We start from the raw sequence: 24,594 nt of genomic DNA, 5'->3' as shown, positions 1-24,594 counted from the left end.
ACGGCGCACGCCCGTGCTGTCGCGACGTGGAGTCGAGGCGGAGATGACGTCGGCACCGGCTGCCCGTTCTGGCGGGGGCATAAAAACTGCGGCTTGCACCCTTCGGTGTCTGAGCCGTGGCCACGTAGACACGTCTTGTGGGCAAGAAGCACTCCGCAGCAGCCGTCAAGATCGGTCGGCACATCGCCCGCTACCGCGCGAAGGCCGCGGTCAGCGCGCGTGGCATCGCGGAGTGCGCGGACATGGATGTGACGCACTTTCAGCGAATTGAACGCGGTGAGGGAAATCCGACCATGTCGAGCCTGCTGCAGATTGCGGTGGCGCTCGAGGTCGACGTCGCCGACCTCGTCGACGGGCTCGCAGTCGAAGATCTTCAGGGCGGGCGCAACCCGTACGGATACACGCATCGCGACGATCGGCGTCGGCGGCGCGGCTTCGGCGACATCTGAGCATCGTCACAGCACGAACTGCCAGAGGTACTCGCGATCGTCGGCCGTGCGGAACCAGCTGAGGGTCACGACCGTGTCGGACTCGTCGAGCCCGCACAGACACAGCTCCTGTTCCTCCTCGGGGAGGACGAGCCCCCACGTCTCGGACCCGACGCGCGCGGATCCATCGGAGAACAGGGCGCGCGCATATTCGAGCGGCTCGTGAGATGCATTCGTGACGACAGGATGCGTGCCGTCGCGCCGCACGGCCCAGGGCACGGCGTAGGGGAGCGGAGAGGGAGGCGTCGACGGGGGCGTCACTGCGGTGATCATGCGTCGAACATAGAGAGAACCCCTGACATTCGAATATGCATTCGAAGGTCAGGGGTTCTCATCGGGCGCGTCGCGCTACGCGAGCACCTCATTTGCCCGCTCGAGATCCTCGGCGAAGTCGACCTCGACCGCGTAGAGGTCGGAGATGTCCATGGCCGCGACGCGAACGCCGCTTTCGGCGATCGCGAGCTCGATGCCGCGCTCGAAGTAATCCTGGTCGTCCACGCGCTGCAGGTGGTGGATGAGAGTCCGCTTGTCGTGGCGCGAAATGTAGTTGATGCCCACGGCCTCGCCGATGCCGTCCACGACGGTCTTCGAGAGCTGCGAGATGAAGCCGTTCGCATCGAGCGTGTACTTGACCTCTTCATCGCTGACGCGCGATGTGTTGGTGGTCACGAACGACTGCTCGCGCTCGATCAGTTCGATTGAGCGTCCGAGGATGCGCGGGTCGAAGACGACGTCGCCGTTCATCCAGAGGACACCGCCGCGGCCCGTCGCCGTGAGGGCGCGCAGGAGGCTCTTCGACGTGTTGGTCTGGTCGTAGCGCTCGTTGTGCACATAGTCGGCGTCCGGGAAGGCGTCGATGATGGTCTCGGCACGGTAGCCCACGACCGTCGTGATGCGCGCGTCTGACCCGAATGCGGCGCGCACGTTCTCGTGCTGCTGCTGCATGATCGTGCGGCCGTCGGACAGCATCGTGAGCGACTTGGGCAGTGCGCGACCGAGGCGCGTACCCATGCCAGCGGCGAGGATGACGGTCTGGAGGGTCATGCGGATAACTCCTTGATCTGGGGAAGGGCGACAGCCCGTGAAGCCCCGCACCTCCGCCCGCGATCCGAGGATCGAGGTTCCGGATTCACGAGGAATTCACCCCTGGTCTAGGAAGATGGTACCTGCGCGTCGTCGAAGATGCCTGCATCTCCGAGCGGATCGCCAGGATCCGCTGTGTTGCGGATGAGCATCGCAGGGGCGCGTGTGGCACCGCAGCCGCCGCGACGATTGTTAGGTTGGACGGGTGACCATCACCTCGGGGGAGAAGGGGGCGTCCCAGCGCGATGAGCGCGGGCCTGCCCAGGCTGGCCATGGGCTGACGCCCGCGCCGCCGAAGCCGCCGGAGTCGGCGCAGGACGCCGCCCATCGCCTCGGAAACGACGCGTCGCCATCCGATGTCCCCCATACGCCCGCGCCGGCGCTGGAACTGCGCGGTGTCGTCAAGACGTACGGCGGCGAGCCCGCCGTCGCGGGAATCGACCTCACGGTTCCGACGGGATCGTTCTACGGGCTCGTCGGGCCGAACGGCGCCGGCAAGACGACGACGCTCTCGATGATCTCCGGTCTCCTCCGCCCCGATCGCGGGGAGATCGCGGTGTTCGGCGCCGACGTCCGCGCCGATCCGCGCGCCGCCAAGCGCCTCATGGGTGTCCTCCCCGATCGCCTGCGCACCTTCGACCGCCTCACCGGGCGGCAGCTGCTCCACTATGTCGGGTCGCTGCGGGGGCTCAAGACGACGACGATCCGCGAGCGCTCCGACGAGCTCGACGACGCGTTCGACCTCGGCCCTGCGCTGGGCCGAGCGGTGTCCGACTGCTCGACAGGCATGACGAAGAAGCTGCTGCTGGCGTGCGCCATGCTGCACGCACCGCGGCTGCTTGTCCTCGACGAGCCCTTCGAATCGGTCGATCCGGTCTCCTCGCAGAAGGTACTCGATGTCCTGCAGACGTACGTCGACGGAGGGGGCACCGTCGTGCTGTCCGGGCACAGCATGGCGCTGATCGAGACGATGTGCTCGCGCATCTCGGTCCTCGTCACCGGCCAGGTGCTCGCCGAGGGAACGGTCGACGAGGTCCGCGGCGAGATGACGCTCGAGCAGCGCTTCATCGACCTCAGCGGCGGCGGTGACGAGGGAGGCGCGCTCGAATGGCTGCACACGTCCTCCAGCTGAGGCTCGCACAGGATGTCGCGCCCTTCCGCCGCGGCTGGCGTGCGTCCGTGCGTGCGGGAGCGGTGGTCGTCCTCGTCCTTGCGTGCGCAGCGGCGATCGTCTGGGCGCTGCTGCTCCTCAGAGACGCACCCGCGACCACCGCGCGCGTCGTCAGCATCGTCGTGGGATCCTTCGCCACCGCGGGGTTCCTCGTGGCGCCGTTCTGGTCGTCGGCGTCAGATCCGCTGGACCCTCGGGCGTTCTCCCTTCTGCCGCTGTCGCCGACCGGGCTGGCAGGATCCGCTTTCCTCGCAGCCGTCGCGAGCCTTCCGGTCGCGGCGCTGATCGCGGTCGACATCGCCCTCGTGCTCGTCGGGATCGCGCAGGGGGTGCATCCGACGGCCGTCGTGTCGGGGGCTCTGATGCACCTGGCGACGTGCATCCTCGCCGCGCGACTGGGGTACGCCGCGGCCGCGCGTCTTCGTGCCGCCCGCCGCTCGCGTGAGGGCGGGGTGCTCCTGACCGTCGTCGCACTCGCGGTCGTCGCGCCCGGCGCCGTCTACGCCCTGTCGCAATCCTGGGAAGCGGGCCCTCCGCCGCTGGCCGTGTCGGCGGCCGATGCGCTCGCGCTCACGCCGCTCGGCGCCGCGGCGGCGGTCGTGACACAGGGCGCCGGAGCGCCGATGGCGATCGGCATCGCGACGTGCGTCCTGTTCGCGGCCGCGTGGTGGGTCTGCGTCTGGCGCGCGTTCCGAACCGTGCCTCTGCCTCCGTCGCACCACACGCGCCGACTCGGCTGGTTCGCCATGCTCCCCGGCACAGCGGCGGGCGCGATCGGCGCGCGAGGGATCCTGTACTGGGCGACCGACGTGCGCTACCTCGCCAATGCGGCGGTCGTGCCGATCGCGGGCGTCCTGCCGATGGCGCCGCTGCTGATCGCGGGCGTGCCGCTCGAGACGGCCGCGCTCCTTCCGCTCCCCATCATGGCGGCCTTCCTCGGGTGGATCGCGCACAACGACCTCGCCTACGACTCCGAGGCGGTATGGCTGCACATCGTCTCGGGTGTCCGCGGGGTCTCGGACCGCACGGGACGGCTCGTTCCCGTTGTGCTCCTGGCGGTCCCGATCCTGTCGACCTCGATCGCCCTCTCGGCGGCGGTCGCCGACCTCTGGGAGAGCATCCCCGCGCTGACGGGCGTCGCGCTCGCGCTCTTCCTCTCCGGGCTCGGGATGTCCAGCATCGCTTCCGCGCTGGCGCCGTACGCGGTCGCGCGCCCCGGGGACAGCCCGTTCCGGCAGCCGCAGCGCCTCGGCGCGCGGGGAGCGATCGCGCCCGCCGTCGCCCTCGTCGTGACGCTCGGAGTGGCCGCCCCGACGCTCATCCGCGCCTACGACGTGCTGGTGCTCGGCCGCCCCGACACCGAGAGCGTGTTCTTCTGGGGGGCTGCCACGGGCGCGGGGGTCCTCATCGCGGGCGTCCTGATCGGCGCCATCGTCTTCGAGCGGCGAGGGCACCGGATCATGGACCTCGCGGTGCGCGCGGGCTGACGACTCGCGTCCCGAGGGGCTCGAATCCCTTTACACTCGGAGCATGAGCACGCCACTCGACAGCCCCGACCAGGGCGGAACCGCCGTTCTCGACCGCGAGCTCGAAGAGCTCATCCGGGAAGAGACGCAGGAGCCGGGCGACCATGAGCGCTTCTCGCACTATGTCCAGAAGGACAAGATTCTGGAGTCGGCGATCACGGGAAAGCCCGTGCGCGCCCTCTGCGGAAAGAAGTGGACGCCAGGACGCGATCCCGAGAAGTTCCCGGTCTGCCCGACCTGCAAAGAGATCTACGAATCGATGAACAAGTGAACCGCTGAACACACCATGCGAGAGGCGGCCCCGCGACGATGCGGGGCCGCCTCTCGCATGTCACCGCTCGAGGTAGAGCGTGGGGATCGCGGGGTCGGACCTGCTGAGCGCGAGGGCCTGCACCGGGAGCTCCTCGCGGACGGCGAGGTGGTGTGCGCGCGCGGCGCGCACGCCGGAGGCGCCCTCGTGGGAGGCGTCGATCTCGCCGTCGACGATGTAGGGAACGATGAGATCTCGCTCGCCGCTCACGGGATCGACGCGCCCATCGCGGTCGAACGCTCCGGCGATGCGCACGACCTCGTGCGTCGCCCGTCCGTCGAGGATCCGCCGGTGGGCCGACTTGCGACCGCCCTGCGATCCCTTGCCCTCGGCTTTCTTCGCGACCGGCATCCACTCGCCGGTGGCGCCCTGACGCGCGACGATCTTGTAGACGAGGCCTGCCGTGGGTGAGCCGGATCCCGTGACGACCGACGTGCCGACGCCGTACGCATCGACGGGGCTCGCAGCGAGGGCGGCGATCGCGTACTCGTCGAGATCGCTCGTGACCGTGATCTTCGTCCCCGTGGCGCCGAGCTCGTCGAGCTGAGCGCGGACATCGGCCGCGACGAGGGGCAGGTCGCCCGAATCGATCCGCACACCGCCGAGCCCCGTGCCCGCGACGTCGATCGCCTGGCGGACGCCCTCGGGGATGTCGTAGGTGTCGACCAGCAGGGCCGTGCCGGTCCCGAGCGATTCGACCTGCGCCTGGAAGGCCTCGCGCTCCGTGTCGTGCAGGAGCGTCCACGCGTGCGCCGCCGTGCCCATCGTCGGCACGCCCCACGTGCGCCCGGCCTCCAGGTTGCTCGTGGCGGTGAAACCGGCGATGTACGCAGCGCGCGCAGCGGTGACGGCTCCCTGCTCGTGCGCGCGGCGTGAGCCCATCTCCGCCAGCGGACGGTCGCCCGCGGCGATGCTCATGCGCGAAGCCGCCGTCGCGACGGCGGAGTCGACGTTGAGAACGCTGAGAGCGAGCGTCTCGAGGATGACGGCATCGGCGAAGGACGCCTCGACCGTGAGGAGCGGCGAACCGGGGAAGTAGAGCTCGCCTTCGCGATACCCGGAGATGGAGCCCGTGAAGCGATAGTTCTCGAGTGACGAGACCGTCTCCGGGCTGACGATGCGCTCGTCGCGGAGGAAGCGCAGCTCGTCGTCGCCGAACCGGAAGTCGCGGAGGAGGCTCATGAGGCGCCCCTGTCCCGCGACGACGCCGAAACGGCGGCCGCCGGAGAGGCGGCGCCCGAAGAGCTCGAAGACGCAGCGGCGGTGCGCGGTTCCATCGCGCAGCGCCGCATCGAGCATGGTCAGTTCATATCGGTCCGTGAGAAGGGCCGTCGAGGCGCTCATGGTCGCCACTCTATCCGCGTCGACAGGTGTCTCCGTCCCGCGCGGCGTAGGGTGGTTGCGTGGACAACTCGCCGATCGGGATCTTCGATTCGGGCGTCGGCGGACTCACCGTGGCGCGCGCCGTGCGCGACCAGCTGCCGCGCGAGTCCCTCCTCTATGTGGGCGACACCCTTCACTCGCCCTACGGGCCGAAGCCGATCGCCGATGTGCGCCGGTTCGGCCTCGAGGTGCTCGACACCCTCGTCGAACAGGGGGTGAAGATGCTGGTGATCGCCTGCAACACAGCGTCGGCCGCGCTTCTGCACGACGCGCGCGAGCGGTACGACGTCCCCGTCGTCGAGGTGATCCGCCCCGCCGTCCGCACCGCGATCGCGACGAGCCGCTCCGGCCGCGTGGGCGTCATCGGCACCTCGGGCACGATCGGATCCGGCGCGTACCAGGACATGCTGCGGATCAGCCCCGGCATCGAGGTGTTCGCGGCGGCGTGTCCGCGGTTCGTGGAGTTCGTCGAGAACGGCGTGACCGACAGCGCCGAGGTGCTCGACGTCGCGGCCGAGTACCTCGAGCCTCTGCGCCGCGCCGAGGTCGACACGCTCGTCCTCGGCTGCACGCACTATCCGTTCCTCAAAGGAGCCATCAGCTACATCATGGGTTCGGGCGTGTCGCTCGTCTCGAGCGACAGCGAGACGGCGAAGGATGTCTTCCGCGAGCTCGTCAGCCGCGACATCCTCGCGGGGGCCGACGCGGCGCCCCGCCACACCTACGAGGCGACCGCCGCCGACTCCACCGGCTTCGTCGCGCTCGCCAATCGCCTCCTCGGTGCCGAGGTGCGCGACGTGCGCCTCGTCCGCACCGGGCAGATCGACCTGCGGGAGCTCCGCGAGCATCCCGACCTGTTCTCCTGACACCCCCACCGGAAGGATCCTCATGACGCAGCGCGCCGACGGACGCTCTCTCGACCAGCTCCGCCCCGTCACCATCGAACGCGGCTGGAGCGCCCAGGCGGAGGGCTCCGCCCTCATCAGCTTCGGCGGCACGAAGGTGCTGTGCACCGCGAGCTTCACCAACGGCGTGCCGCGCTGGCTGACCGGCAAGGGCAAGGGCTGGGTCACGGCCGAGTACGCGATGCTCCCGCGCGCGACGAACGAGCGCTCCGCGCGCGAGAGCATCAAGGGCAAGGTCGGCGGACGTACGCACGAGATCTCCCGCCTCATCGGTCGCGCTCTCCGGGCGGTCGTCGACACGAAGTCGCTCGGCGAGAACACGATCGTCGTCGACTGCGATGTGCTGCAGGCCGACGGCGGCACGCGCACGGCGTCGATCACGGGTGCGTACGTCGCACTCGCCGACGCGATCGAGTGGGGGCGCGAGAAGGGGTTCGTGGCGAAGAAGGCGACGCCCCTCAGCGACAGCATCGCGGCGATCTCGGTCGGCATCATCGACGGGACGCCCATGCTCGACCTCCCCTACGAAGAGGACTCCCGCGCCGAGACCGACATGAACATCGTCATGACGGGATCCGGGAAGTTCGTCGAGGTCCAGGGCACCGCCGAGGGTGCGCCGTTCGACAAGGATGAGCTCGACGCCCTGCTCGCGCTCGGGTCGAAGGGATGCGCCGACCTCACCGGCCTGCAGAAGCAGGCGCTGGCGGGGGAGAGGTGACGGCGCAGCGCATCGTCCTCGCGTCGCACAATGCGCACAAGATCGCCGAGCTGCAGCGGATCGTCGAGCGCGTGCGACCGGACATCGAGGTCGTCGGGTACGACGGACCCGAGCCGGTCGAGGACGGCACCAGCTTCGCGGAGAATGCGCTCATCAAGGCTCGTGCCGCGGTCCGGCACACGGGGCTCGTCGCACTCGCCGACGATTCGGGCGTCTGCGTCGACGTGCTGGGCGGCGCGCCCGGCATCTTCTCCGCCTACTGGGCAGGGCACCAGAAGGACGACGCCGCGAATCTCGCGCTCCTGCTCGACCAGCTGAGCGACCTCGCGGATCCGTCGGCGCGCGCGGCGCACTACACGTCGACGATCGCGGTCGTGACGCCGGAGGGCGCCGAGCACACGGTCGAGGGCATCTGGCACGGGCGCCTCGCCCGTGAACCGCAGGGATCCGGCGGGTTCGGATACGACCCGATCTTCCTGCCCGACGGCGAGAGCCGCACGGCCGCCGAGCTCACCGCCGACGAGAAGAACGCCGTCTCGCACCGTGCGCGCGCACTCGAGGCCGTCGTGCCGATCCTCGCGGCGCTGTAGGCAGACGCGAACCAGAGCAGGCGTGCGCGGCGCGGTCCGGCCCGTGACGGGGTAGATTCGCGTCCGGTCGGCGGCCACGACGACCGCCGGCAGAAGACGACAAGGAGCAGTTCTCGATGACAAAATCGACAGCCCGGAGGACCCCGCGTGCGGTGATCGGCATCGCGATCGCTGCCGCACTCGGCGGATTCCTGTTCGGGTTCGACACATCGGTGATCAACGGCGCCGTCGACGCGCTCGCCGGCGAGTTCTCTCTGGGAGCCGCCCTGACCGGGTTCGCCGTCTCATCGGCGCTGCTGGGCTCCGCCGTCGGCGCCTGGTTCGCGGGATCGATCGCGAACCGTCGCGGGCGCATTCCCGTCATGCTCGTCTCCTCCGTCTTGTTTCTGATATCTGCGATCGGATCCGGCTTCGCCTTCGGCGTCGTCGACCTGATCCTCTGGCGCGTCGTGGGCGGAATCGCCGTGGGCGCTGCGTCCGTGATCGGCCCGGCCTACATCGCCGAGGTCTCGCCGGCCGGCATCCGTGGGCGCCTGGGCTCTCTCCAGCAGCTGGCGATCGTGACGGGCATCTTCGCCGCGCTGCTCTCGAATGCGCTGCTTTCCGCGTTCAGCGGCGGTGCGTCCGACGTGCTCTGGGCGGGTCTTCCGGCGTGGCGATGGATGTTCATGGTCGAGGCGATTCCCGCCATCATCTACGGCGCCCTGGCGCTGCGCCTTCCCGAGTCGCCGCGCTACCTGGTGCTGCGCAACGAGGACAAGAAGGCGGCGCGCGTTCTGACTGAGTACACGGGCGAGGTCGATGTCGTCGGCCGCATCGGCGAGATCCGTCGCTCGCTGCAGAGCGACCGGAAGGAGAGTCTGAAGGACCTCGTCGGCAGCCGGCTCGGCCTGAAGCCCATCGTGTGGGTCGGCATCTTCTTGAGCGTGTTCCAGCAGTTCGTCGGGATCAACGTCATCTTCTACTATTCGACGACGCTGTGGAAGTCCGTCGGGTTCGACGAGTCGAGCGCCATGCTGACGAGCGTCATCGGCTCGGTGATCAACATCCTGACGACGATCGTCGCGATCCTGCTGGTCGACCGGGTCGGGCGACGGGTGCTCCTGCTGGCGGGGTCGGCGCTCATGGCCGTATCGCTTGGAACGATGGCGGTCGCGTTCTCGTTCGCGACGACGACGGGCGGCGAGGTCGTGCTGCCGCAGCCGTGGTCGCTCATCGCCCTGATCGCCGCGAACCTCTTCATCGTCGGCTTCGGTGCAACGTGGGGCCCCGTGGTGTGGGTGCTGCTCGGCGAGATGTTCCCGAACCGGATCCGTGCGAGCGCACTCGCCGTGGCCGCTGCGGCTCAGTGGCTCGCGAACTTCTTCATCTCGACGACGTTCCCCGCCTTCAGCGAGATCAGCCTGACGTTCGCCTACGGCTTCTATACGGTGTTCGCCGCGCTCTCGTTCTTCTTCGTGCTCTGGAAGGTGGCGGAGACGAAGGGCAAGGAACTCGAGGACATGGACGACGAAGCGCCCGCGAGGCCGCCTCGCTGATTCTCGGTGCGGAAGGCGGGACTCGAACCCGCACGCCGTGAGGCACGAGGACCTAAACCTCGCGTGTCTGCCAGTTCCACCACTCCCGCGCGCCATCGATTCTAGAGCGCGTCCTGACGCGCGCGAGACCCCAATAGGCTGGCGTGTGTGAGCATCTCGAAGATCGTGGTCGTCTGCACGGGGAACATCTGCCGCTCGCCCATGGGGGAGGTCGTCCTGCGCGACCGCTTCGCGGCCGAGGGGCTCGACGTCGAGGTCACATCGTCGGGCGTGAGTGCGGAGGAGGCCGGCAACCCGATCGACCCGCGCGCCGCAGCGGCGCTGTCCGCGCGGGGATACGAGGTGCCGCAGCACGCGGCACGTCCGTTCGACGACGATGACGCCGGCGCGGATCTCATCGTCGTCATGACGGAGCGTCATCGACACGCGCTGCTGCGGCGCGGTGCCCGCCCGGAGCGCACCCGCCTCTGGATGGAGTTCGTGCCCGGTGCCACGGCGCGCGATGTGTCGGACCCGTGGTACGGCGACAGCGCGGACTTCGAGGAGACCCTCGACCTCGTCGAGCAGGGGGCTCCGGCCATCGTCGGTCTCGCGCGCTGACGTCCCGCGGATCCGCATGATCGCGGGCACGAGCGAGGCTGTGGATAACTTTCGAGCCTGATTCTCGATCTTTGACACGCTTGCTTCGTGACATCCGAGCAGCAGGCGATCACCGAGCGCGTCCGCGACCGCATCCGCACCGACAGCGACGTCCTCGGACGCGCAGACGTCACGCCTGCCGAGGTGCGGCGCATCGCCCTGGCCGAGGTGCGACGCCACAACGACTACGCGCTCGCGCGCGGATCCCGGCCGATCGAAGACGTCGATGCGTGCGTGCAGACGGTGGTCGCGTCCGTCGCCGGGTACGGTCCCCTGCAGGCTCTCCTCGACGATTCCGAGATCGAAGAGATCTGGATCAACGCCCCCGACCGCATCTTCGTCGCGCGCGGAGGAGTGGCTCAGCGCGTGCCGCTCGCGCTCACCGACGACCAGGTGCGCGACATCGTTGAGCGCATGCTCCAGTCGACGGGCAGGCGCATCGACATCAGCCAGCCGTTCGTCGACGCCTCGCTTCCCGACGGATCCCGCCTGCACGTCGTGCTCGCCGGAATCGCACGCGGGCACTGGTCCGTCAACATCCGCAAGTTCCTGCCGGGGGTGCGTTCACTCGACGCCCTCGTCGACCTCGGCTCCCTGCCCCAGGACGTGGCGGACATGCTGCGCGAGAGCATGCAGGAGGGGAAGTCGGTTCTCGTGTCGGGAGCGACGCACGCCGGTAAGACGACGATGCTCGGGGCGCTCGTGTCCGCCTGCCGGCCTGCGCAGCGCATCGTCACGGTCGAGGAGACCTTCGAGCTGTCGATCGACGCTCCCGACATCGTCGCGATGCAGGGACGCCAGCCGAGCCTCGAGGGCACGGGCGAGATCACCCTGCGGCGGCTCGTCAGGGAGGCGCTCCGCATGCGCCCCGACCGGCTCGTCGTCGGCGAGGTGCGCGATGCCGAGGCGCTTGACCTCCTGCTGGCCCTCAACACGGGGATCCCCGGTGCCGCGACGATCCACGCGAACTCAGCGGACGACGCTCTCGTCAAGCTCTCGGCGCTCCCGCTGCTGGCCGGACGCAACATCGACCGCGAGTTCGTGCTCCCCGCCGTCGCCTCCTCTCTCGACGTCGTCGTGCACTGCGCCCGTCGCCCCGATGGCTCTCGATACGTGGCAGAGATCGTCGCGCCCACGGGCGAGGTGGCGGGTGGCGTCGCGACCACACGGGCGATCTATCGCGCGGGGATCGATGTGGTCGAGACGGCGCCCCCGAGACGCGTGCGCCGTCGGCAGGAGCAGGCCGCATGACGATCCTCTGGGGGTGCCTGCTCGGTGCAGGACTCGTGCTCGCGGCGTCCCCCTGGCTGTGGCCGGCGTCCCGGCAGGTCGATCGCGCTTCCCGCGAGCAGGGGGCGTTCGCGCGTCGGGTCGCCGCGCTGCTCGCCGCGGCCGGATACTCGCACATCGCGCCGCGCGTGCTCGCATTCGCGGTCCTGGCGTCGTCGACGATCGCCGCCGCCGTGGCGTGGCTCGCGACGGGTGCCGGTGTCCTCGCGCTCCTCGCGGCGCTCGCCGCGGCAGGCGTTCCCGTCCTGTGGCTGCGTGCCCGTTCGGCTCAGCTCGTCCGCCAGCGCCGCGCTATGTGGCCCGACGTCTGCGACCTGCTCGTCGGATCCGTGCGGGCGGGACTCTCCCTCCCGGACGCGGTCGCCGCTCTCAGCGACTCCGCACCGGCGTCGCTCCGGTCGACGTTCGCCCGCTTCGATCGCGACCTGCGCGCCTCGGGCCACTTCTCGACGAGCATCGATCGACTCAAGATCGCGCTCGCGGATCCCATGGCCGATCGCATCATCGAGACCCTCCGCATGGCGCGCGAGGTCGGCGGCACCGAACTCGTGCCCGTGCTGCGCGCGCTGTCCGCTTCCATTCGTGCCGAATCGGCGCTGCGTGCAGAGGTCGAGTCCCGTCAGTCCTGGACGCGCGGTGCCGCCGTGCTCGGCGTCGTCGCCCCCTGGGTGATCCTCGTCATGCTGTCGATGCGGCCCGAGGGCGCCGAGGCGTACGCGTCTCCGACCGGCGTCGCCATCATCGTCACGGGCGCCGTCGTGTCGTTCGTCTCGTATCGCCTCATGGTCCGCATCGGTCGGCTGCCGGAGCCGCGGAGGTGGTTCGCGTGATCCACCCCACCGATCTCGCGCTGGCCGTGCTCCTGGGCGGCGCCGCAGGCTGCGGGCTCTGGTGCGTCGTCGCCGCGCTCCCGTCCTGGCGTGCTCCCGCCCTCATCCACCGCATCGGTCCCTATATCCGCGACGTCACAGATCCCGCGGGCACGAGTCTTTCGACGGTGGTGACCGACCCGACCGCAGCGCTCGCCGGCGGCGTCGGCGCCGTCTGGCGGCGCGCGCAGACGCGATTCGCGCGCCTGGCCGGTGGCTCCGAGTCCGTCGAGCGCCGCCTCGCACAGGCCGGCCGTGGGGGAGACGTCGCCGGATTCCGGGGGCAGCAGCTGGCGTGGGCCGTCTTCGGCGCAGCTACGGGGGCGGTTGCGCTCACGCTGTTCGCCGCCCTCGGCCGCTTCTCGCCGCCTGTCGTCGTGTTGCCCGTGCTCGGTGCCGTCGCCGGGATCCTCGCTCGCGACATCGCCCTCACCTCGCGGGCGAAGGCGCGCATCGGGCGCATCCAGGAGGAGATCCCCACGGTGCTGGAGTTCCTCGCTCTCTGCCTGTCGGCCGGTGAGGGCGTCCTCGGCAGCGTCCGTCGCGTGTCGGCGATCGGAACCGGCGAGCTCACGGCCGAACTGCGCACCGTCACGATCGAGGTGGATACCGGATCCACCCTCCCCGATGCGCTCGGCGCCATGACCCGGCGTCTTCAGGTGCCGTCGCTCACGCGCGCCATCGATCACACGGTCGCCGCCATCGATCGCGGGACGCCGCTCGCGCAGACGCTGCAGTCGCAGGCGGCGGACGCCCGCGAAGACGCCAAGCGCACCCTGATCGAAGCAGCCGGTCGCAAGGAAGTGGCCATGATGATCCCCCTCGTCTTCGGTTTGCTGCCCCTCTCCGTCGTCTTCGCCATCTACCCCGGCGTGGCCATGCTCCGCCTCGGCTTCTGACCGAACCCACGAAAGGAACTCCATGTTCGATCGACTCACCGCCCGCGCCCACCGCACCGTCGCACGCCTCCGCACCGAGTGGGGTGAGCTGCAGGAGGAGCAGCGTGGCGACGTTCCGGGATGGGTGCTGATCACACTGATGACGGCGGGTCTCGTCGTCGTGATCTGGGCTCTCGCCGGACCCGCGCTGTCCGGCGTGTTCGAGCAGGCGATCGATCGCGTCACGGGGATGTGATGCCGCCGTCCGCACACGAGGACGAGAGAGGATCGGGGCCGGCCGAGTTCATTCTCGTGAGCGTGCTCCTCACAGCGCTCACGGTGGCCGTTCTGCAGCTCGGGTTCGCGACCTATGCGCGCAACATCGTGCAGGACGCAGCGGCCGAAGCCGCCCATCATGCGGCCCTTGCCGACGTCAGCGACGCGGAGGCAGAGGATCGTGCGCGTGAGATCGTGTCGCGCGCGCTGGGTCACGACATCATCGACGACGCCGCGATCACGCGCGGTTCCCAGGAAGGCGTGGGCATCGTCACGGTGTCGCTCGGTGCGACCCTGCCGATCATCGGGATGCTCGGCGTCCCGAGCGGAACGGGGGTGACCGCGCGTGCGCCCGTCGAGACCCTGGACTGACCTTCTGCGCGACGAGCGCGGCAGCGCCTCGCTGGAGTTCCTCACGGCCGGTCTCCTCCTCCTCGTGCCGCTCGTGTATCTCGTCGTCGCACTGGGGGCTGTGCAGAGCGCCGCCCTCGGGACCGAGGCCACAGCGCGGTTCGTCGCACGCACCGTCGCGTCGGGAGCGCACGCGTCGCCCGAACTCGTCCGCGACATCGTGGCCGAGTCGTACGGGCTCGATGGCGCAGCGCTCGACGTGACGATCGCATGCGTCCCGGCGGTCGCGGCCTGCCCCGCGGCCGGAACCACGGTCGTCGTCACCGTCGCCGACGCCGTCACCCTGCCGCTGGTCCCCGCCGTGTTGGGTCTCGGAGACGCCCTCAGCATTCCCGTCGACGCGACGGCCACCTACCGCGTCGAACGACTCTCGGAGCAGCCGTGAACCAGGACCTCGCCGCAGACGAGAGCGGCAGCGCGCTTCCGCTGATCATCGGCTACGCCGCGCTCGCGCTCGCCGTCATCCTGGTCTGCGTGAACGCGACGTCGCTCCTTCTGGCACAGAAGCGGCTCGACGCGCTCGCCGACGCCGCGGCGCTCGCCGCATCAGACGGATTCGTCGTCACGATCGTCGACGGTCAGGTGGGGATCGAGCTGGACCCTCATGCCGCCGAACAGCACGCGGTCGAACTCATCGGGGTCTCGCCTGTCGATGCGCGGATCGACGCGATCGAGTCGGTCGGGGGCGCCTCCGCACGGGTCACGGTGTCGGGCGAGTGGGAACCTCTTCTGCTAGATCTGTTCGTGCCCGATGGGGTCGCGCTGTCGGCGACGGGGACGAGTCGCGCAGCGCTCGCCGGGTGAGCCGCGTCAGCGGCGGGGCGGATACCGCGGCACCCACCGGAGGAAGGCTGCCGCGCCCAGGAGGCCGATCAGGCCGACGACTCCTGTCGCGAGGGAGAGCGACAACAGCGCCGTGAGCCCGGAGACGAGGAGCGGCGTCACGGAGGCGCCGCCGTCCGTCAGCGTGCGCCACGCGCCGAGGAACCCCGCCGTGTTGGCTGTGGGAGCGACGTCGGAGCCGATCGTGAGCAGCGCGCCTGCGGAGAGCCCGTTGCCGACGCCGACGACGATCGCGAACACGCCGAACCACATCGCGGCCGCGTCGAGCTCGTGGGTGAAGGCGAGGCTGACGAACGCCGTTCCCATCAGCAGCTGCGAGGGCACGGTCGCCCAGATCCTCCCGAAGCGATCCATCACCTGGCCACTCGCATAGAACAGCGAGAACTCGACCGCTCCCGCCATGCCGACGATGAGCGCGATGTTCGCAGGATCGAGACCGATCGAGAGCCCCCAGAGCGGCAGGATCGCCTGGCGGCCTGCACGCACCGACGCGAGGGACGCAGCCGCGAGGCCGAGGCGCGACAGCACGGAGCGGTGCTCCCAGATCGTGCGAAACAGGCCGACGCGCTCCGCCGCCGGGATCGATCCGGTCACGGGCTCGCCGGTGTCGCCTGTGTCGCCCTCTTCGGACGGCGCCTCTGCGAGACGCGCCTCGCGCTCCGCAGCCAGAGCCTTCTCCTCGGGATCCGGGCCGAACGTCACGAGGATCCCCATCCCGACGAGGCAGATCGCGAAGAACCAGATCGTGGCGTGCTCGTCGCCCGTCAGCCAGATGAGCCCGGCGGCGACGAGCGGGCCCAGGAACGTGCCGATGCGGAAGGAGCCGCCGACCAGCGCGAGTGCGCGGGCACGATAGGCGAGCGGAACGCGGGCTGTCATGAACGCGTGACGAGCGAGGGCGAAGACGGATGCGCACATCCCGACGAGCAGCGTGCCGAGGCCGAGGACCGCGATATGAGAGGCGAAGAGCATCGCCGACACGCCGATCAGCGATACGGCGGCTGCGACGATCATCGACCGGCGTTCGCCGATGCGGTGGACGAGAACACCCGCGGGCATGTTGCCGAAGAGCTGGCCGACGACCAGCGCCGCCGCAATCAAGGCGGCCACGGCGAGATCGGCTCCGAGACCCACGGCGATCGACGGCAGAATCGGCACGACGGCGCCCTGACCGACCGAGTACAGGGCGGTGGGGGCGTACACCATGGGCCAGTAGCGGCGAATCGCTTCGCCCGCTGCGCCGCGGGGCGGCGAATCATCACTCATCGCCTGCCACGTTAGCGGTGTGGCGGCGGGACCCCTTCGCGCGCGTTAGGCTGAAGCGTCATGCTTGAACTCGATATCTCCGCCGACATCCAGGCGCTGCGCACCACGTTCGACAACATCCGAGAGGTGGTCGACGTCGATGGGCTGCGCGCGGAAGTCGCCACGCTCGAGGAGCGAGCCGCCGACCCGGACCTCTGGAGCGATCAGGAGAACGCGCAGAAGGTGACGAGCGCGCTCAGCCACCGCAAGGCGGCCATCCGCAAGGTGGAGCGCGTCGAGCAGCGCCTCGACGACCTCGAGGTCATGGTCGAGCTCGCCAACGAGATGGACGACGAGGAGGCGGCCCAGGAGGCGCGCACCGAGCTCGCCTCGCTGGAGAAGTCCATCTCGGATCTGGAGGTGCAGACGCTCCTCGATGGAGAGTACGACGAGCGCTCCGCCGTCATGACCATCCGGTCGGGTGCGGGCGGCGACGATGCGACCGACTTCGCCGAGATGCTCATGCGCATGTACCTGCGCTGGGCCGAGCGCCACGGCTACCCCGTCAAGGTGATGGACACGTCCTACGCCGAGGGTGCGGGCATCAAGTCGGCGACCTTCGAGATCGACGCTCCCCATGCCTACGGAACGCTGTCCGTCGAGGCGGGCACGCATCGTCTCGCGCGGATCAGCCCCTTCGGCTCGGCCGACAAGCGCCAGACGAGCTTCGCCGCCGTCGAGGTCATCCCGGTCATGGAGGAGGCGAAGGAGGTCGACATTCCGGAGAACGACATCCGCGTCGACGTCTTCCGCTCATCCGGTCCGGGTGGCCAGTCGGTCAACACGACCGACTCGGCTGTGCGCATCACGCACCTCCCGACGGGGATCGTCATCTCGATGCAGAACGAGAAGTCGCAGATCCAGAACCGCGCCGCGGCCATGCGCGTGCTGCAGACCCGCCTGCTTCTCCTGCAGAAGGAGCAGGAAGCGGCGAAGAAGAAGGAGCTTGCCGGGACGATCACGGCGAGCTGGGGCGACCAGATGCGCTCGTACTTCCTCTACGGGCAGCAGCTGGTCAAGGATCTCCGCACCGGCCACGAGGTCGGCAACCCGGCGACGGTGTTCGACGGCGATCTCGACGGGTTCATCAACGCGGGCATCCGCTGGCGCAAGCGCCCGAGCGACGACTAACCTGCACGCATGTCCACGCGAGACGACGACGCTCTGAGTTGGGACGGCGACGACGATCCCACCCTGCAGGTCGCGCCCGGCGACGACCCGGTGGCAGGCGACGAGGAATCCGCCCACGAGCCCGAGTCGACCGACGTCGCTCCCGCACCCGACGCGGACGAACCGGAACCGGGCGTCGAAGCACAGCCCGTGGGCGGTGGCAACGCCGCGCTCATCTCCTATGGAGTGCTGGGCGGCGTCTACGCGCTCTGGACCGTCGGGTGGATCCTCGGAACAGTTCGCCTGCGCGACTGGATCGAGCGCGCGACCGACAGCGTCGCGGACGTGATGTTCCAAGGGAGCATGATCCTCGCGATCGCCGGCCCGGCGCTCTGGTTCCTCACGACGCTCGCGGCGACCCGCGGCAAGGCCGCGTGGCATCGCTTCCTGTGGCTCGGCATCGGCGTCGTGCTTCTCGTCCCGTGGCCGTTCGTGATGGTGGGGGTGATCGGACAGTGAGCGCATCGCCCGTGAGGCGGCGCACCGCGCCCACGTGGTTCGCGGCGACGATCGCCGGCGTCTTCGGCCTGTTCTACGCGTACGCGCTGTGGGCGGGCGTGACGTATCTCGTCGCCATGGCGCAGACCGCGTCGTCGGCGGGCGGCTCCCTGACGCCGGCTGCATGGATCGCCATGATCATGACGATCGCGATCCCGGTCGTCGTCTTCATCGCCGCCGTCCTGCTCGGCCGTCGGCGAGAGGCATGGAAGCTGATCCTCCTCCTGCTCGTCGGGCTGTGCCTGACAGCGGTCTTCTGGCTCAACGTCCAGGCGTATACGTCGACCCAGGTCGTCTTCTCGTGACACACGCGTCCTGAGCATCCCGTGCTCGGGGCTAGGCTGGGAGCCGCGGCGGCGCCCGGGGCGCGGCCGTCCCCACCGCAGCGTCGTCTCGAAGGATTGCACATTGTCGAAACCCGTCGTCCTCCTCGCAGAACAGCTCTCACCCGCGACGGTCGAGGCGCTCGGCCCCGACTTCGACGTCCGCACAGTCGACGGAACCGACCGTCCCGCTCTCTTCGACGCACTCGCTGACGCGCACGCCGTCCTCGTGCGCTCCGCGACGAAGATGGACGAAGAGGCGATTTCGCACGCGCCGAACCTCAAGGTGATCGCGCGCGCCGGCGTCGGCCTCGACAACGTCGACATCAAGGCGGCGACGACGGCCGGTGTCATGGTCGTCAACGCGCCGACGTCGAACATCATCTCGGCGGCCGAGCTGACGTGCGGTCACATCATCAGTCTCGCGCGCAACATCCCCGCCGCGAACGCCTCGCTGGCGGCCGGTGCGTGGAAGCGCAGCTCCTTCACCGGAGTCGAGCTCTACGAGAAGACGCTCGGCGTCATCGGCCTCGGCCGCATCGGGGCGCTCGTGGCCGCCCGCATGCAGGGCTTCGGCATGCGCCTCGTGGCATACGACCCCTACGTGACCGCGGCGCGCGCGCAGCAGCTGGGCGTCGAGCTCCTGACGCTCGACGAGCTCGTCGAACAGGCCGACTTCCTCACGATCCACATGCCCAAGACGCCGGAGACCACCGGCATGATCGGCGCGGAGCAGCTCAAGGCGATGAAGTCGACGGCCTACGTCGTCAACGTCGCACGGGGCGGCCTCATCGACGAGGAGGCTCTGACGGAGGCCCTCGCCGCCGGCGAGATCGCGGGCGCCGGAATCGACGTCTTCACGAGCGAGCCCCCGGCCGACACGTCGCTCACCGCGCAGCCGCGTGCCGTCGTGACGCCGCATCTCGGCGCCTCGACGTCGGAGGCGCAGGAGAAGGCGGGCGTCTCCGTCGCAAAGTCCGTCAAGCTCGCGCTCGAGGGCGACCTCGTGCCCGACGCGGTCAATGTCGCGGGCGGGGTCATCGACCCGTTCGTGCGCCCCGGCATCGACCTCGTCGAGAGGCTCGGCCAGGTGTTCAGCGGGATCGCGCACGGCGCCCTCACGAGCCTCGAGGTCGACGTGCGCGGCGAGCTCGCCGACTACGACGTCAGCGTGTACAAGCTCGCGGCGCTCAAGGGGATCCTCACGAGCGTCGTGAGCGAGAAGGTCTCGTACGTCAATGCGCCGGTGCTCGCCGAGCAGCGCGGCATCGAGACGCGCCTCACGGTCGAGCACGAGAGCCCCGAGTTCCGCAACCTCACGACGCTCACGGGAACGCTGGCAGACGGCACGGTGCTGAGCGTCGCGGGAACGCTCGCGGGCACGCGGATGGTGCAGAAGCTCGTGGGCATCAACGGATACGAGCTCGACGCGCCGCTCGCGGCGCACCATCTGGTCATGATCTACACGGATCGCCCGGGCATCGTCGCGGTCTACGCCGAGCAGTTCGGCGAGAAGGGCATCAACATCGATGCCCTGCAGGTCGCACGCAGCATCAACGACGAGGCGCTCTCGGTCGTCACGGTCGACTCTCGCGTCCCCGACGAGGTCGTCGAGGCCATCGGCGACGCGATCGACGCGCGGATCATCCGCCAGATCGAGATCGTCGAGGACTGACGCACCTCTCAGAACGCCCCGCCCGCCCGCGACGGCGAGCGGGGCGTTCCCTCTTTCGCCATGTGCCCTGGGCCCGCCCAGGGGAATCCACGAGAATCGAGCCCATGAGCCTGTCGACCGATGCGATCGCGACTGACGGCCCCCGTGCCGACTGGCGCGGCTGGGCTGCCCTCTGCGTGCTGATGCTGCCGGTGCTCCTCGTATCCATCGACAACACGATCCTCAACTTCGCGCTGCCGGCGATCGCCCGCGATCTCGAGCCGTCGAGCGTCGAGCAGCTCTGGATCATCGACGCCTACTCGCTCGTTCTCGCGGGCCTCCTCGTGACGGCGGGCAGCCTGGGCGACCGCTTCGGGCGGCGGCGCGTGCTCCTCCTCGGGGCGATCGGATTCACGCTCGTCTCGGTCGCGGCGGCGTTCGCTCCGACCGCCGGCTGGCTCATCGCGGCCCGTGCGCTCATGGGAGTATTCGGCGCCGCGCTCATGCCGTCGACCATGTCGCTTCTGCGCTCGACCTTCCGCCAGCGCGACCAGCGGCGCATTGCGATCGCCGCGTGGTCGGGTGCCTTCGCGGCAGGCGGCGCACTCGGCCCGATCGTCGGCGGCTTCCTCATCGAGCACTTTCCCTGGCAGAGCGTCTTCCTGCTCGCCGTGCCGATGCTGCTGCTCATGCTGGTGCTCGCGCCGTTCTTCGTCCGGGAGAGCAGGGACCCGCGGCCGGGGCCGATCGACGGGTGGGGGATCCTCCTGTCGATGCTGGCGCTCGCCCCGCTCGCCTACGGCATCAAGGAGCTCGCGGTCGCGGGCGCCATCGGGCTCGTTCCGATCGCCGTCGGCGTCGCATTCGGGTGGCTCTTCATCCGACGCCAGAAGCGGATCGCGCACCCGATGCTCGACCTCACGCTGTTCGAGCGCCCGAAGTTCTCGGGCTCGCTCGTCGTGAATCTCTGCTGCATCATGGCGTACATCGGGTTCCTGTACTTCGTGTCGCAGCACCTGCAGATGATCGTCGGGCTGAGTCCGATGATCGCGGGCATCGCCCTGATCCCGGGCGCGGTCATGTCGATCGCGAGCGGCTTCCTCGTGACGCCGTTCGCCCGTCGCTTCCCCGCCTCGCGCGTCGTGCCCGTCGTCCTGATGGTCGCCGTCGCCGGGCTCGTGCTCGTCGCGGTCGCCGGCGCCGAGGACGTCTGGATGCTGGTGATCGCGTTCGTGCTGATGGGCGGGGGAGCGGGTGCCGCGCAGACGGTCTCCGGCGAGCTGATCATCTCGTCGGCGCCGCCGGAGAAGGCGGGGGCCGCGAGCGCGATCAGCGAGACCGCCTACGAGTTCGGCGCCGTGCTGGGCACGTCGATCCTCGGCGGGATCCTTACCGCCTGGTACCGCGCGGCGCTGGTCCTGCCAGAAGGACTGCCGACGGGGTCCGCGGATCACGCGCGCGAGACGCTCGCCGGCGCGATGAACGAGGCGGAGATCGTGGGGGGCGCTCTCGGCGACGAGCTGCGCGAGGCGGCGGCGATCGCGTTCGACGGCGGCATCGCGGTCACGTCGCTCATCGGCGCCGGGCTTCTGATCCTCGCGGCGGTGGTCGCGGCGGCTACGCTGGGACGAAGCCGGAAGACGGCGTCGCGCTGACGCGGCGTCCCGGCTGTCAGAGCCACAGAGCAAGGAGTGCCATGTCGCGCGTCGTGAAGCTGGCCGTCATCCCGGGTGACGGCATCGGACCGGAAGTCATCGCAGAGGCCGAGAAGGTCCTCGACGCGGCCACGGCCGCGAGCGACGTGCAGTTCGAGAAGACGCGCTTCTCGCTCGGCGCCGACCGGTTCCTCGCGACGGGCGATGTCCTCACCGACCACGACCTGCAGGCGATCGCGTCGCACGACGCGATCCTGCTCGGCGCCGTCGGCGGCGTGCCGAACGATCCGCGCCTCGCGGGGGCGAACATCGAGCGCACGCTGCTGCTCGGCCTCCGGTTCGCTCTCGACCACTACGTGAACCTGCGCCCCTCCAAGCTGTTCCCGAGTGTGCCCGGCCCGCTGTCGCATCCGGGCGAGGTCGACTTCGTCGTGGTGCGAGAGGGGACGGAGGGCTCGTACGTCGGCAACGGCGGATCCCTGCGCGTGGGCACGCCTCACGAGATCGCGAACGAGGTGAGCGTCAACACCGCGCACGGCGTCGCGCGGGTCGTCGACTACGCGTTCGAGCTCGCCGGTGCCCGGCGCGGGAAGCTCACGCTCGTGCACAAGACGAACGTGCTCGTCCACGCGGGCGGCCTGTGGAACCGCATCACGGCGGAGGCCTCGCAGCGCCACCCGGATGTCGACGTCGACTACATGCACGTCGACGCGGCGACGATCCACATGGTCTCCGACCCCGCCCGCTTCGATGTGATCGTCACCGACAACCTCTTCGGAGACATCCTCACCGACCTCGCCGGGGCGATCACCGGCGGCATCGGACTCGCCGCATCGGGAAACCTGAACCCGTCCGGCGAATTCCCGTCGATGTTCGAGCCCGTGCACGGTTCGGCGCCCGATATTGCGGGCCTTCAGAAGGCCGACCCCACGGCCGCGATCGGTTCGGTCTCGCTCATGCTCGAGCACCTCGGGCTCGCCGACGAGGCCGCGCGCGTGACCCGCGCGACAGAAGACGACATCGCCTCACGAACGGGCGAGAACCGCACGACAGCCGAGATCGGCGACGCCATCGTGGCGCGCCTCACGGCCTGAGACAACTGATTCCGTGTGAGACACCGCGCAGACAGGAAGAACCGCATGACCTCCACAGAGACCCCCACCCCCGAGCGTCTGGCCTTTCAGGTCACGCGCAATCTCGCGGCGAAGTCGTCTGCTGATCGCGACCAGATCCTCGCGGATCCGGGATTCGGCAGCTTCTTCACCGACCACATGGTCGACATCTGCTGGTCGGCGAAGGGCGGCTGGCACCGTCCGAGGGTGCAGCCGTACGGCCCGATCTCGCTCGACCCCGCCGCGGCCGTCCTGCACTACGCGCAGGAGGTCTTCGAGGGAATGAAGGCGTATCGCCATGCCGATGGCGGCATCTACACGTTCCGGCCCGAGCAGAATGCGAAGCGCTTCAATCGCAGCGCCCGCCGTCTGTCGATGCCCGAGCTGCCCGAGCAGTTCTTCATCCAGGCCCTGCATGAGCTCATCGCGGTCGATGGGGACTGGGTGCCGACGCAGGCCGACCAGAGCCTCTACCTGCGTCCGTTCATGTTCGCGAAGGAGGCGTTCCTCGGCGTGCGCCCCGCGAACAAGTACGGCTTCTACGTGATCGCCAGCCCCGCCGGCAGCTATTTCCCCGGCGGTGTGAAGCCTGTTTCCATCTGGCTCAGCGAGCGCTACGCGCGCGCGGCGAAGGGCGGCACCGGCGCGGCGAAGACGGGCGGCAACTATGCCGCGAGCCTCCTTCCGCAGGCAGAGGCCGCCGAGCAGGGATGCGACCAGGTGGTGTTCCTCGACGCGACCGGCAGCATCGAAGAGCTCGGCGGCATGAACATCGTGTTCGTGAAGAAGGACGGCACGCTGGTCACGCCGGACTCCGACACGATCCTCGAGGGCATCACCCGCGACTCGGTTCTCCAGCTCGCGGCCGATCGCGGGCACACGATCGAGCGCCGTGCGGTCCCGCTGTCGGAGTGGCGCGACGGGGTCGCGTCGGGCGAGATCGTCGAGGCGTTCGCCTGTGGAACGGCCGCGGTGATCACGCCGATCGGCGTGCTGAAGGCCGATGGATTCTCCGACGAGCAGCCGCAGGGCTCCCTCGCGTCCTCGCTCCGGGAGGAGCTGACGGACATCCAGTACGGTCGCCGCGAGGATCGGCACGGCTGGCTGCACCGCCTGGACGCCTGATCCCGCGCGGCACCGGACGCCACCTCTGCAAGCCAGAGGGGGCGTCCGGTCGTTAGGGTGGGTGAGTGAGAATCGCGCGCTTCAGCCACAATGACGCCATCAAGTACGGAATCGTCGACGACGCCGAGCTCGTCGTGCTCGAAGGCGATCCGATGCTCGCCGGGTTCGACACGACGGGGGAGCGGATATCGATCCGCGACGTCGCGCTGCTGACGCCGGTGATCCCGCGATCGAAGGTGGTGTGCGTCGGGCGCAACTACCGTGACCACGCGGCTGAGTTCGGCAACGACGTGCCGAAGGAGCCGCTGCTCTTCTTCAAGCCGAACACATCGGTCATCGGTCCCGGCGACGCGATCGTGCGTCCTCCGCAGTCCGCCGACACCCAGTGGGAGGGTGAGCTCGCCGTCGTCGTCGGGCGCATCGCGAAGAACGTGAAGGCGGCCGACGCGCACAGTGTCGTGTTCGGCTATACGGTCGCGAACGACGTCACGGCTCGCGATCTTCAGGCGGCAGACGGCCAGTGGGCGCGAGCGAAGGGCATGGACACGTTCTGCCCGATCGGCCCGGCCATCGAGACCGACTTCGACGTCGCGGCGGGCGAGGTCATCACCCGACTGAACGGCGAAGAGAAGCAGCGCGGATCCTTCCGCGACATGATCTTCGACATTCCGGCCATCATTGAGTACGTCTCGGCGGCGTTCACGCTGCTGCCGGGCGACATCATCCTCACGGGCACGCCGGCGGGCGTCGGCCCGTTCGCCGCGGGCGACGTCGTCGAGGTCGAGGTGCCCGGCATCGGAATCCTCCGCAATCCCGTGCGCGACGCCGGCTGAC

The 24,594-nt window shown here is 69.5% G+C and carries 27 protein-coding genes, 1 tRNA gene and 1 pseudogene; 24 read left to right on the top strand and 5 right to left on the bottom strand.

Annotated features, from left to right (window positions below; genetic code table 11):
- The first annotated feature begins 137 nt into the window (after positions 1 to 137).
- On the top strand, positions 138 to 449 hold the full coding sequence (locus tag KOL93_RS10000; RefSeq protein ID WP_221585221.1) for a helix-turn-helix domain-containing protein: 312 nt from the start codon (positions 138 to 140) through the stop codon (positions 447 to 449).
- Positions 450 to 455: 6 nt separating this feature from the next.
- On the opposite strand, the gene KOL93_RS09995 is transcribed toward KOL93_RS10000, so the two are convergent.
- Together KOL93_RS09995 and KOL93_RS09990 are read right to left on the bottom strand one after the other, a co-directional pair.
- Entirely contained in the window at positions 456 to 761 is a 306-nt protein-coding gene (locus KOL93_RS09995; protein ID WP_221585220.1) for a hypothetical protein, read from the bottom strand.
- Between the two features lie 75 nt (positions 762 to 836).
- Positions 837 to 1,532, bottom strand: a complete 696-nt coding sequence (locus KOL93_RS09990) for a phosphocholine cytidylyltransferase family protein (protein ID WP_221585219.1) — start codon at positions 1,530 to 1,532, stop codon at positions 837 to 839.
- 244 nt (positions 1,533 to 1,776) lie between these two features.
- Between KOL93_RS09990 and KOL93_RS09985 the strand changes: the two genes are divergently transcribed.
- Genes KOL93_RS09985 through KOL93_RS09975 form a run of 3 tightly spaced genes read left to right on the top strand, consistent with a single transcriptional unit; the run spans position 1,777 to position 4,539 of the window.
- Positions 1,777 to 2,703 (top strand): ABC transporter ATP-binding protein, encoded by a 927-nt coding sequence (locus KOL93_RS09985; RefSeq protein ID WP_221585218.1) that lies wholly within the window; start codon positions 1,777 to 1,779, stop codon positions 2,701 to 2,703.
- The gene (locus KOL93_RS09980; RefSeq protein WP_221585217.1) at positions 2,679 to 4,229 is read left to right on the top strand and encodes a hypothetical protein; all 1,551 of its coding nucleotides are present in this window, start codon (positions 2,679 to 2,681) and stop codon (positions 4,227 to 4,229) included. Before KOL93_RS09985 ends, KOL93_RS09980 begins: the two co-directional genes overlap by 25 nt.
- Before the next feature lie 43 nt (positions 4,230 to 4,272).
- Positions 4,273 to 4,539 (top strand): DUF3039 domain-containing protein, encoded by a 267-nt coding sequence (locus KOL93_RS09975; protein ID WP_221585216.1) that lies wholly within the window; start codon positions 4,273 to 4,275, stop codon positions 4,537 to 4,539.
- Positions 4,540 to 4,599: 60 nt separating this feature from the next.
- Here KOL93_RS09975 and KOL93_RS09970 read toward each other — a convergent pair whose 3' ends face one another.
- Positions 4,600 to 5,922 (bottom strand): nicotinate phosphoribosyltransferase, encoded by a 1,323-nt coding sequence (locus KOL93_RS09970; RefSeq protein ID WP_221585215.1) that lies wholly within the window; start codon positions 5,920 to 5,922, stop codon positions 4,600 to 4,602.
- Between the two features lie 59 nt (positions 5,923 to 5,981).
- Between KOL93_RS09970 and murI the strand changes: the two genes are divergently transcribed.
- The 4 genes and pseudogenes from murI to KOL93_RS09950 form a co-directional block, all read left to right on the top strand.
- Positions 5,982 to 6,827 carry a glutamate racemase gene (murI, locus tag KOL93_RS09965; protein WP_221585214.1) on the top strand — a complete coding sequence of 282 codons (846 nt, stop codon included), beginning with the start codon at positions 5,982 to 5,984 and terminating at the stop codon, positions 6,825 to 6,827.
- A gap of 22 nt (positions 6,828 to 6,849) precedes the next feature.
- The gene (rph, locus tag KOL93_RS09960) at positions 6,850 to 7,584 is read left to right on the top strand and encodes a ribonuclease PH (protein ID WP_221585213.1); all 735 of its coding nucleotides are present in this window, start codon (positions 6,850 to 6,852) and stop codon (positions 7,582 to 7,584) included.
- Positions 7,581 to 8,174 carry an RdgB/HAM1 family non-canonical purine NTP pyrophosphatase gene (gene rdgB / locus KOL93_RS09955; protein WP_308291607.1) on the top strand — a complete coding sequence of 198 codons (594 nt, stop codon included), beginning with the start codon at positions 7,581 to 7,583 and terminating at the stop codon, positions 8,172 to 8,174. The genes rph and rdgB overlap by 4 nt, the downstream gene beginning before the upstream one ends.
- An 89-nt stretch (positions 8,175 to 8,263) precedes the next feature.
- Positions 8,264 to 9,712 (top strand): annotated as a pseudogene (locus tag KOL93_RS09950) (sugar porter family MFS transporter); the annotation flags it as partial.
- Between the two features lie 7 nt (positions 9,713 to 9,719).
- Here KOL93_RS09950 and KOL93_RS09945 read toward each other — a convergent pair.
- Positions 9,720 to 9,801 (bottom strand) — tRNA-Leu (locus KOL93_RS09945).
- A 58-nt stretch (positions 9,802 to 9,859) separates the two neighbouring features.
- Here KOL93_RS09945 and KOL93_RS09940 point away from each other — a divergent pair.
- The 8 genes from KOL93_RS09940 to KOL93_RS09905 all read left to right on the top strand — a co-directional run bounded on the left by KOL93_RS09940 (position 9,860) and on the right by KOL93_RS09905 (position 14,879).
- Positions 9,860 to 10,312: a low molecular weight protein-tyrosine-phosphatase gene (locus KOL93_RS09940; RefSeq protein ID WP_308291606.1), complete on the top strand. Its 453-nt coding sequence runs from the start codon at positions 9,860 to 9,862 to the stop codon at positions 10,310 to 10,312.
- 87 nt (positions 10,313 to 10,399) lie between these two features.
- On the top strand, positions 10,400 to 11,602 hold the full coding sequence (locus tag KOL93_RS09935; protein WP_308291605.1) for a CpaF family protein: 1,203 nt from the start codon (positions 10,400 to 10,402) through the stop codon (positions 11,600 to 11,602).
- Positions 11,599 to 12,471 (top strand): type II secretion system F family protein, encoded by an 873-nt coding sequence (locus KOL93_RS09930; RefSeq protein ID WP_221585210.1) that lies wholly within the window; start codon positions 11,599 to 11,601, stop codon positions 12,469 to 12,471. The genes KOL93_RS09935 and KOL93_RS09930 overlap by 4 nt, the downstream gene beginning before the upstream one ends.
- On the top strand, positions 12,468 to 13,409 hold the full coding sequence (locus tag KOL93_RS09925) for a type II secretion system F family protein (protein WP_221585209.1): 942 nt from the start codon (positions 12,468 to 12,470) through the stop codon (positions 13,407 to 13,409). The genes KOL93_RS09930 and KOL93_RS09925 overlap by 4 nt, the downstream gene beginning before the upstream one ends.
- A gap of 22 nt (positions 13,410 to 13,431) precedes the next feature.
- Positions 13,432 to 13,644: a hypothetical protein gene (locus KOL93_RS09920; RefSeq protein ID WP_221585623.1), complete on the top strand. Its 213-nt coding sequence runs from the start codon at positions 13,432 to 13,434 to the stop codon at positions 13,642 to 13,644.
- Positions 13,644 to 14,036: a TadE/TadG family type IV pilus assembly protein gene (locus KOL93_RS09915; protein WP_221585208.1), complete on the top strand. Its 393-nt coding sequence runs from the start codon at positions 13,644 to 13,646 to the stop codon at positions 14,034 to 14,036. Before KOL93_RS09920 ends, KOL93_RS09915 begins: the two co-directional genes overlap by 1 nt.
- Positions 14,011 to 14,460 carry a TadE family protein gene (locus tag KOL93_RS09910; protein WP_221585207.1) on the top strand — a complete coding sequence of 150 codons (450 nt, stop codon included), beginning with the start codon at positions 14,011 to 14,013 and terminating at the stop codon, positions 14,458 to 14,460. The genes KOL93_RS09915 and KOL93_RS09910 overlap by 26 nt, the downstream gene beginning before the upstream one ends.
- Positions 14,457 to 14,879, top strand: coding sequence for a pilus assembly protein TadG-related protein (locus KOL93_RS09905; protein WP_221585206.1), 423 nt, complete (start codon positions 14,457 to 14,459; stop codon positions 14,877 to 14,879). Before KOL93_RS09910 ends, KOL93_RS09905 begins: the two co-directional genes overlap by 4 nt.
- A 6-nt stretch (positions 14,880 to 14,885) precedes the next feature.
- Here KOL93_RS09905 and KOL93_RS09900 read toward each other — a convergent pair whose 3' ends face one another.
- Positions 14,886 to 16,184 carry an MFS transporter gene (locus KOL93_RS09900; protein ID WP_260406416.1) on the bottom strand — a complete coding sequence of 433 codons (1,299 nt, stop codon included), beginning with the start codon at positions 16,182 to 16,184 and terminating at the stop codon, positions 14,886 to 14,888.
- Positions 16,185 to 16,244: 60 nt separating this feature from the next.
- On the opposite strand from KOL93_RS09900, the gene prfB reads away from it, so the two are divergent.
- The 8 genes from prfB (at position 16,245) to KOL93_RS09860 (ending at position 24,593) form a co-directional block, all read left to right on the top strand.
- Entirely contained in the window at positions 16,245 to 17,354 is a 1,110-nt protein-coding gene (gene prfB, locus KOL93_RS09895; protein ID WP_221585205.1) for a peptide chain release factor 2, read from the top strand.
- Positions 17,355 to 17,363: 9 nt separating this feature from the next.
- Positions 17,364 to 17,852 (top strand): DNA polymerase III subunit gamma/tau, encoded by a 489-nt coding sequence (locus tag KOL93_RS09890; RefSeq protein WP_221585204.1) that lies wholly within the window; start codon positions 17,364 to 17,366, stop codon positions 17,850 to 17,852.
- The gene (locus tag KOL93_RS09885) at positions 17,849 to 18,196 is read left to right on the top strand and encodes a hypothetical protein (RefSeq protein WP_260406407.1); all 348 of its coding nucleotides are present in this window, start codon (positions 17,849 to 17,851) and stop codon (positions 18,194 to 18,196) included. The genes KOL93_RS09890 and KOL93_RS09885 overlap by 4 nt, the downstream gene beginning before the upstream one ends.
- Before the next feature lie 103 nt (positions 18,197 to 18,299).
- Positions 18,300 to 19,889 (top strand): phosphoglycerate dehydrogenase, encoded by a 1,590-nt coding sequence (gene serA / locus KOL93_RS09880; protein ID WP_221585202.1) that lies wholly within the window; start codon positions 18,300 to 18,302, stop codon positions 19,887 to 19,889.
- 104 nt (positions 19,890 to 19,993) lie between these two features.
- Positions 19,994 to 21,523 carry an MFS transporter gene (locus KOL93_RS09875; RefSeq protein ID WP_221585201.1) on the top strand — a complete coding sequence of 510 codons (1,530 nt, stop codon included), beginning with the start codon at positions 19,994 to 19,996 and terminating at the stop codon, positions 21,521 to 21,523.
- 41 nt (positions 21,524 to 21,564) lie between these two features.
- The gene (locus KOL93_RS09870; RefSeq protein WP_221585200.1) at positions 21,565 to 22,617 is read left to right on the top strand and encodes a 3-isopropylmalate dehydrogenase; all 1,053 of its coding nucleotides are present in this window, start codon (positions 21,565 to 21,567) and stop codon (positions 22,615 to 22,617) included.
- A gap of 45 nt (positions 22,618 to 22,662) precedes the next feature.
- Positions 22,663 to 23,760 (top strand): branched-chain amino acid aminotransferase, encoded by a 1,098-nt coding sequence (locus KOL93_RS09865; protein WP_221585199.1) that lies wholly within the window; start codon positions 22,663 to 22,665, stop codon positions 23,758 to 23,760.
- Between the two features lie 65 nt (positions 23,761 to 23,825).
- On the top strand, positions 23,826 to 24,593 hold the full coding sequence (locus tag KOL93_RS09860) for a fumarylacetoacetate hydrolase family protein (protein ID WP_221585198.1): 768 nt from the start codon (positions 23,826 to 23,828) through the stop codon (positions 24,591 to 24,593).
- Position 24,594 lies beyond the last annotated feature (1 nt).

Source organism: Microbacterium salitolerans (assembly GCF_019720895.1).
GTDB lineage: Bacteria > Actinomycetota > Actinomycetes > Actinomycetales > Microbacteriaceae > Microbacterium.
Note: the sequence above shows the minus strand (reverse complement) of the source record. Positions and strands in the feature narration are given on the sequence as shown.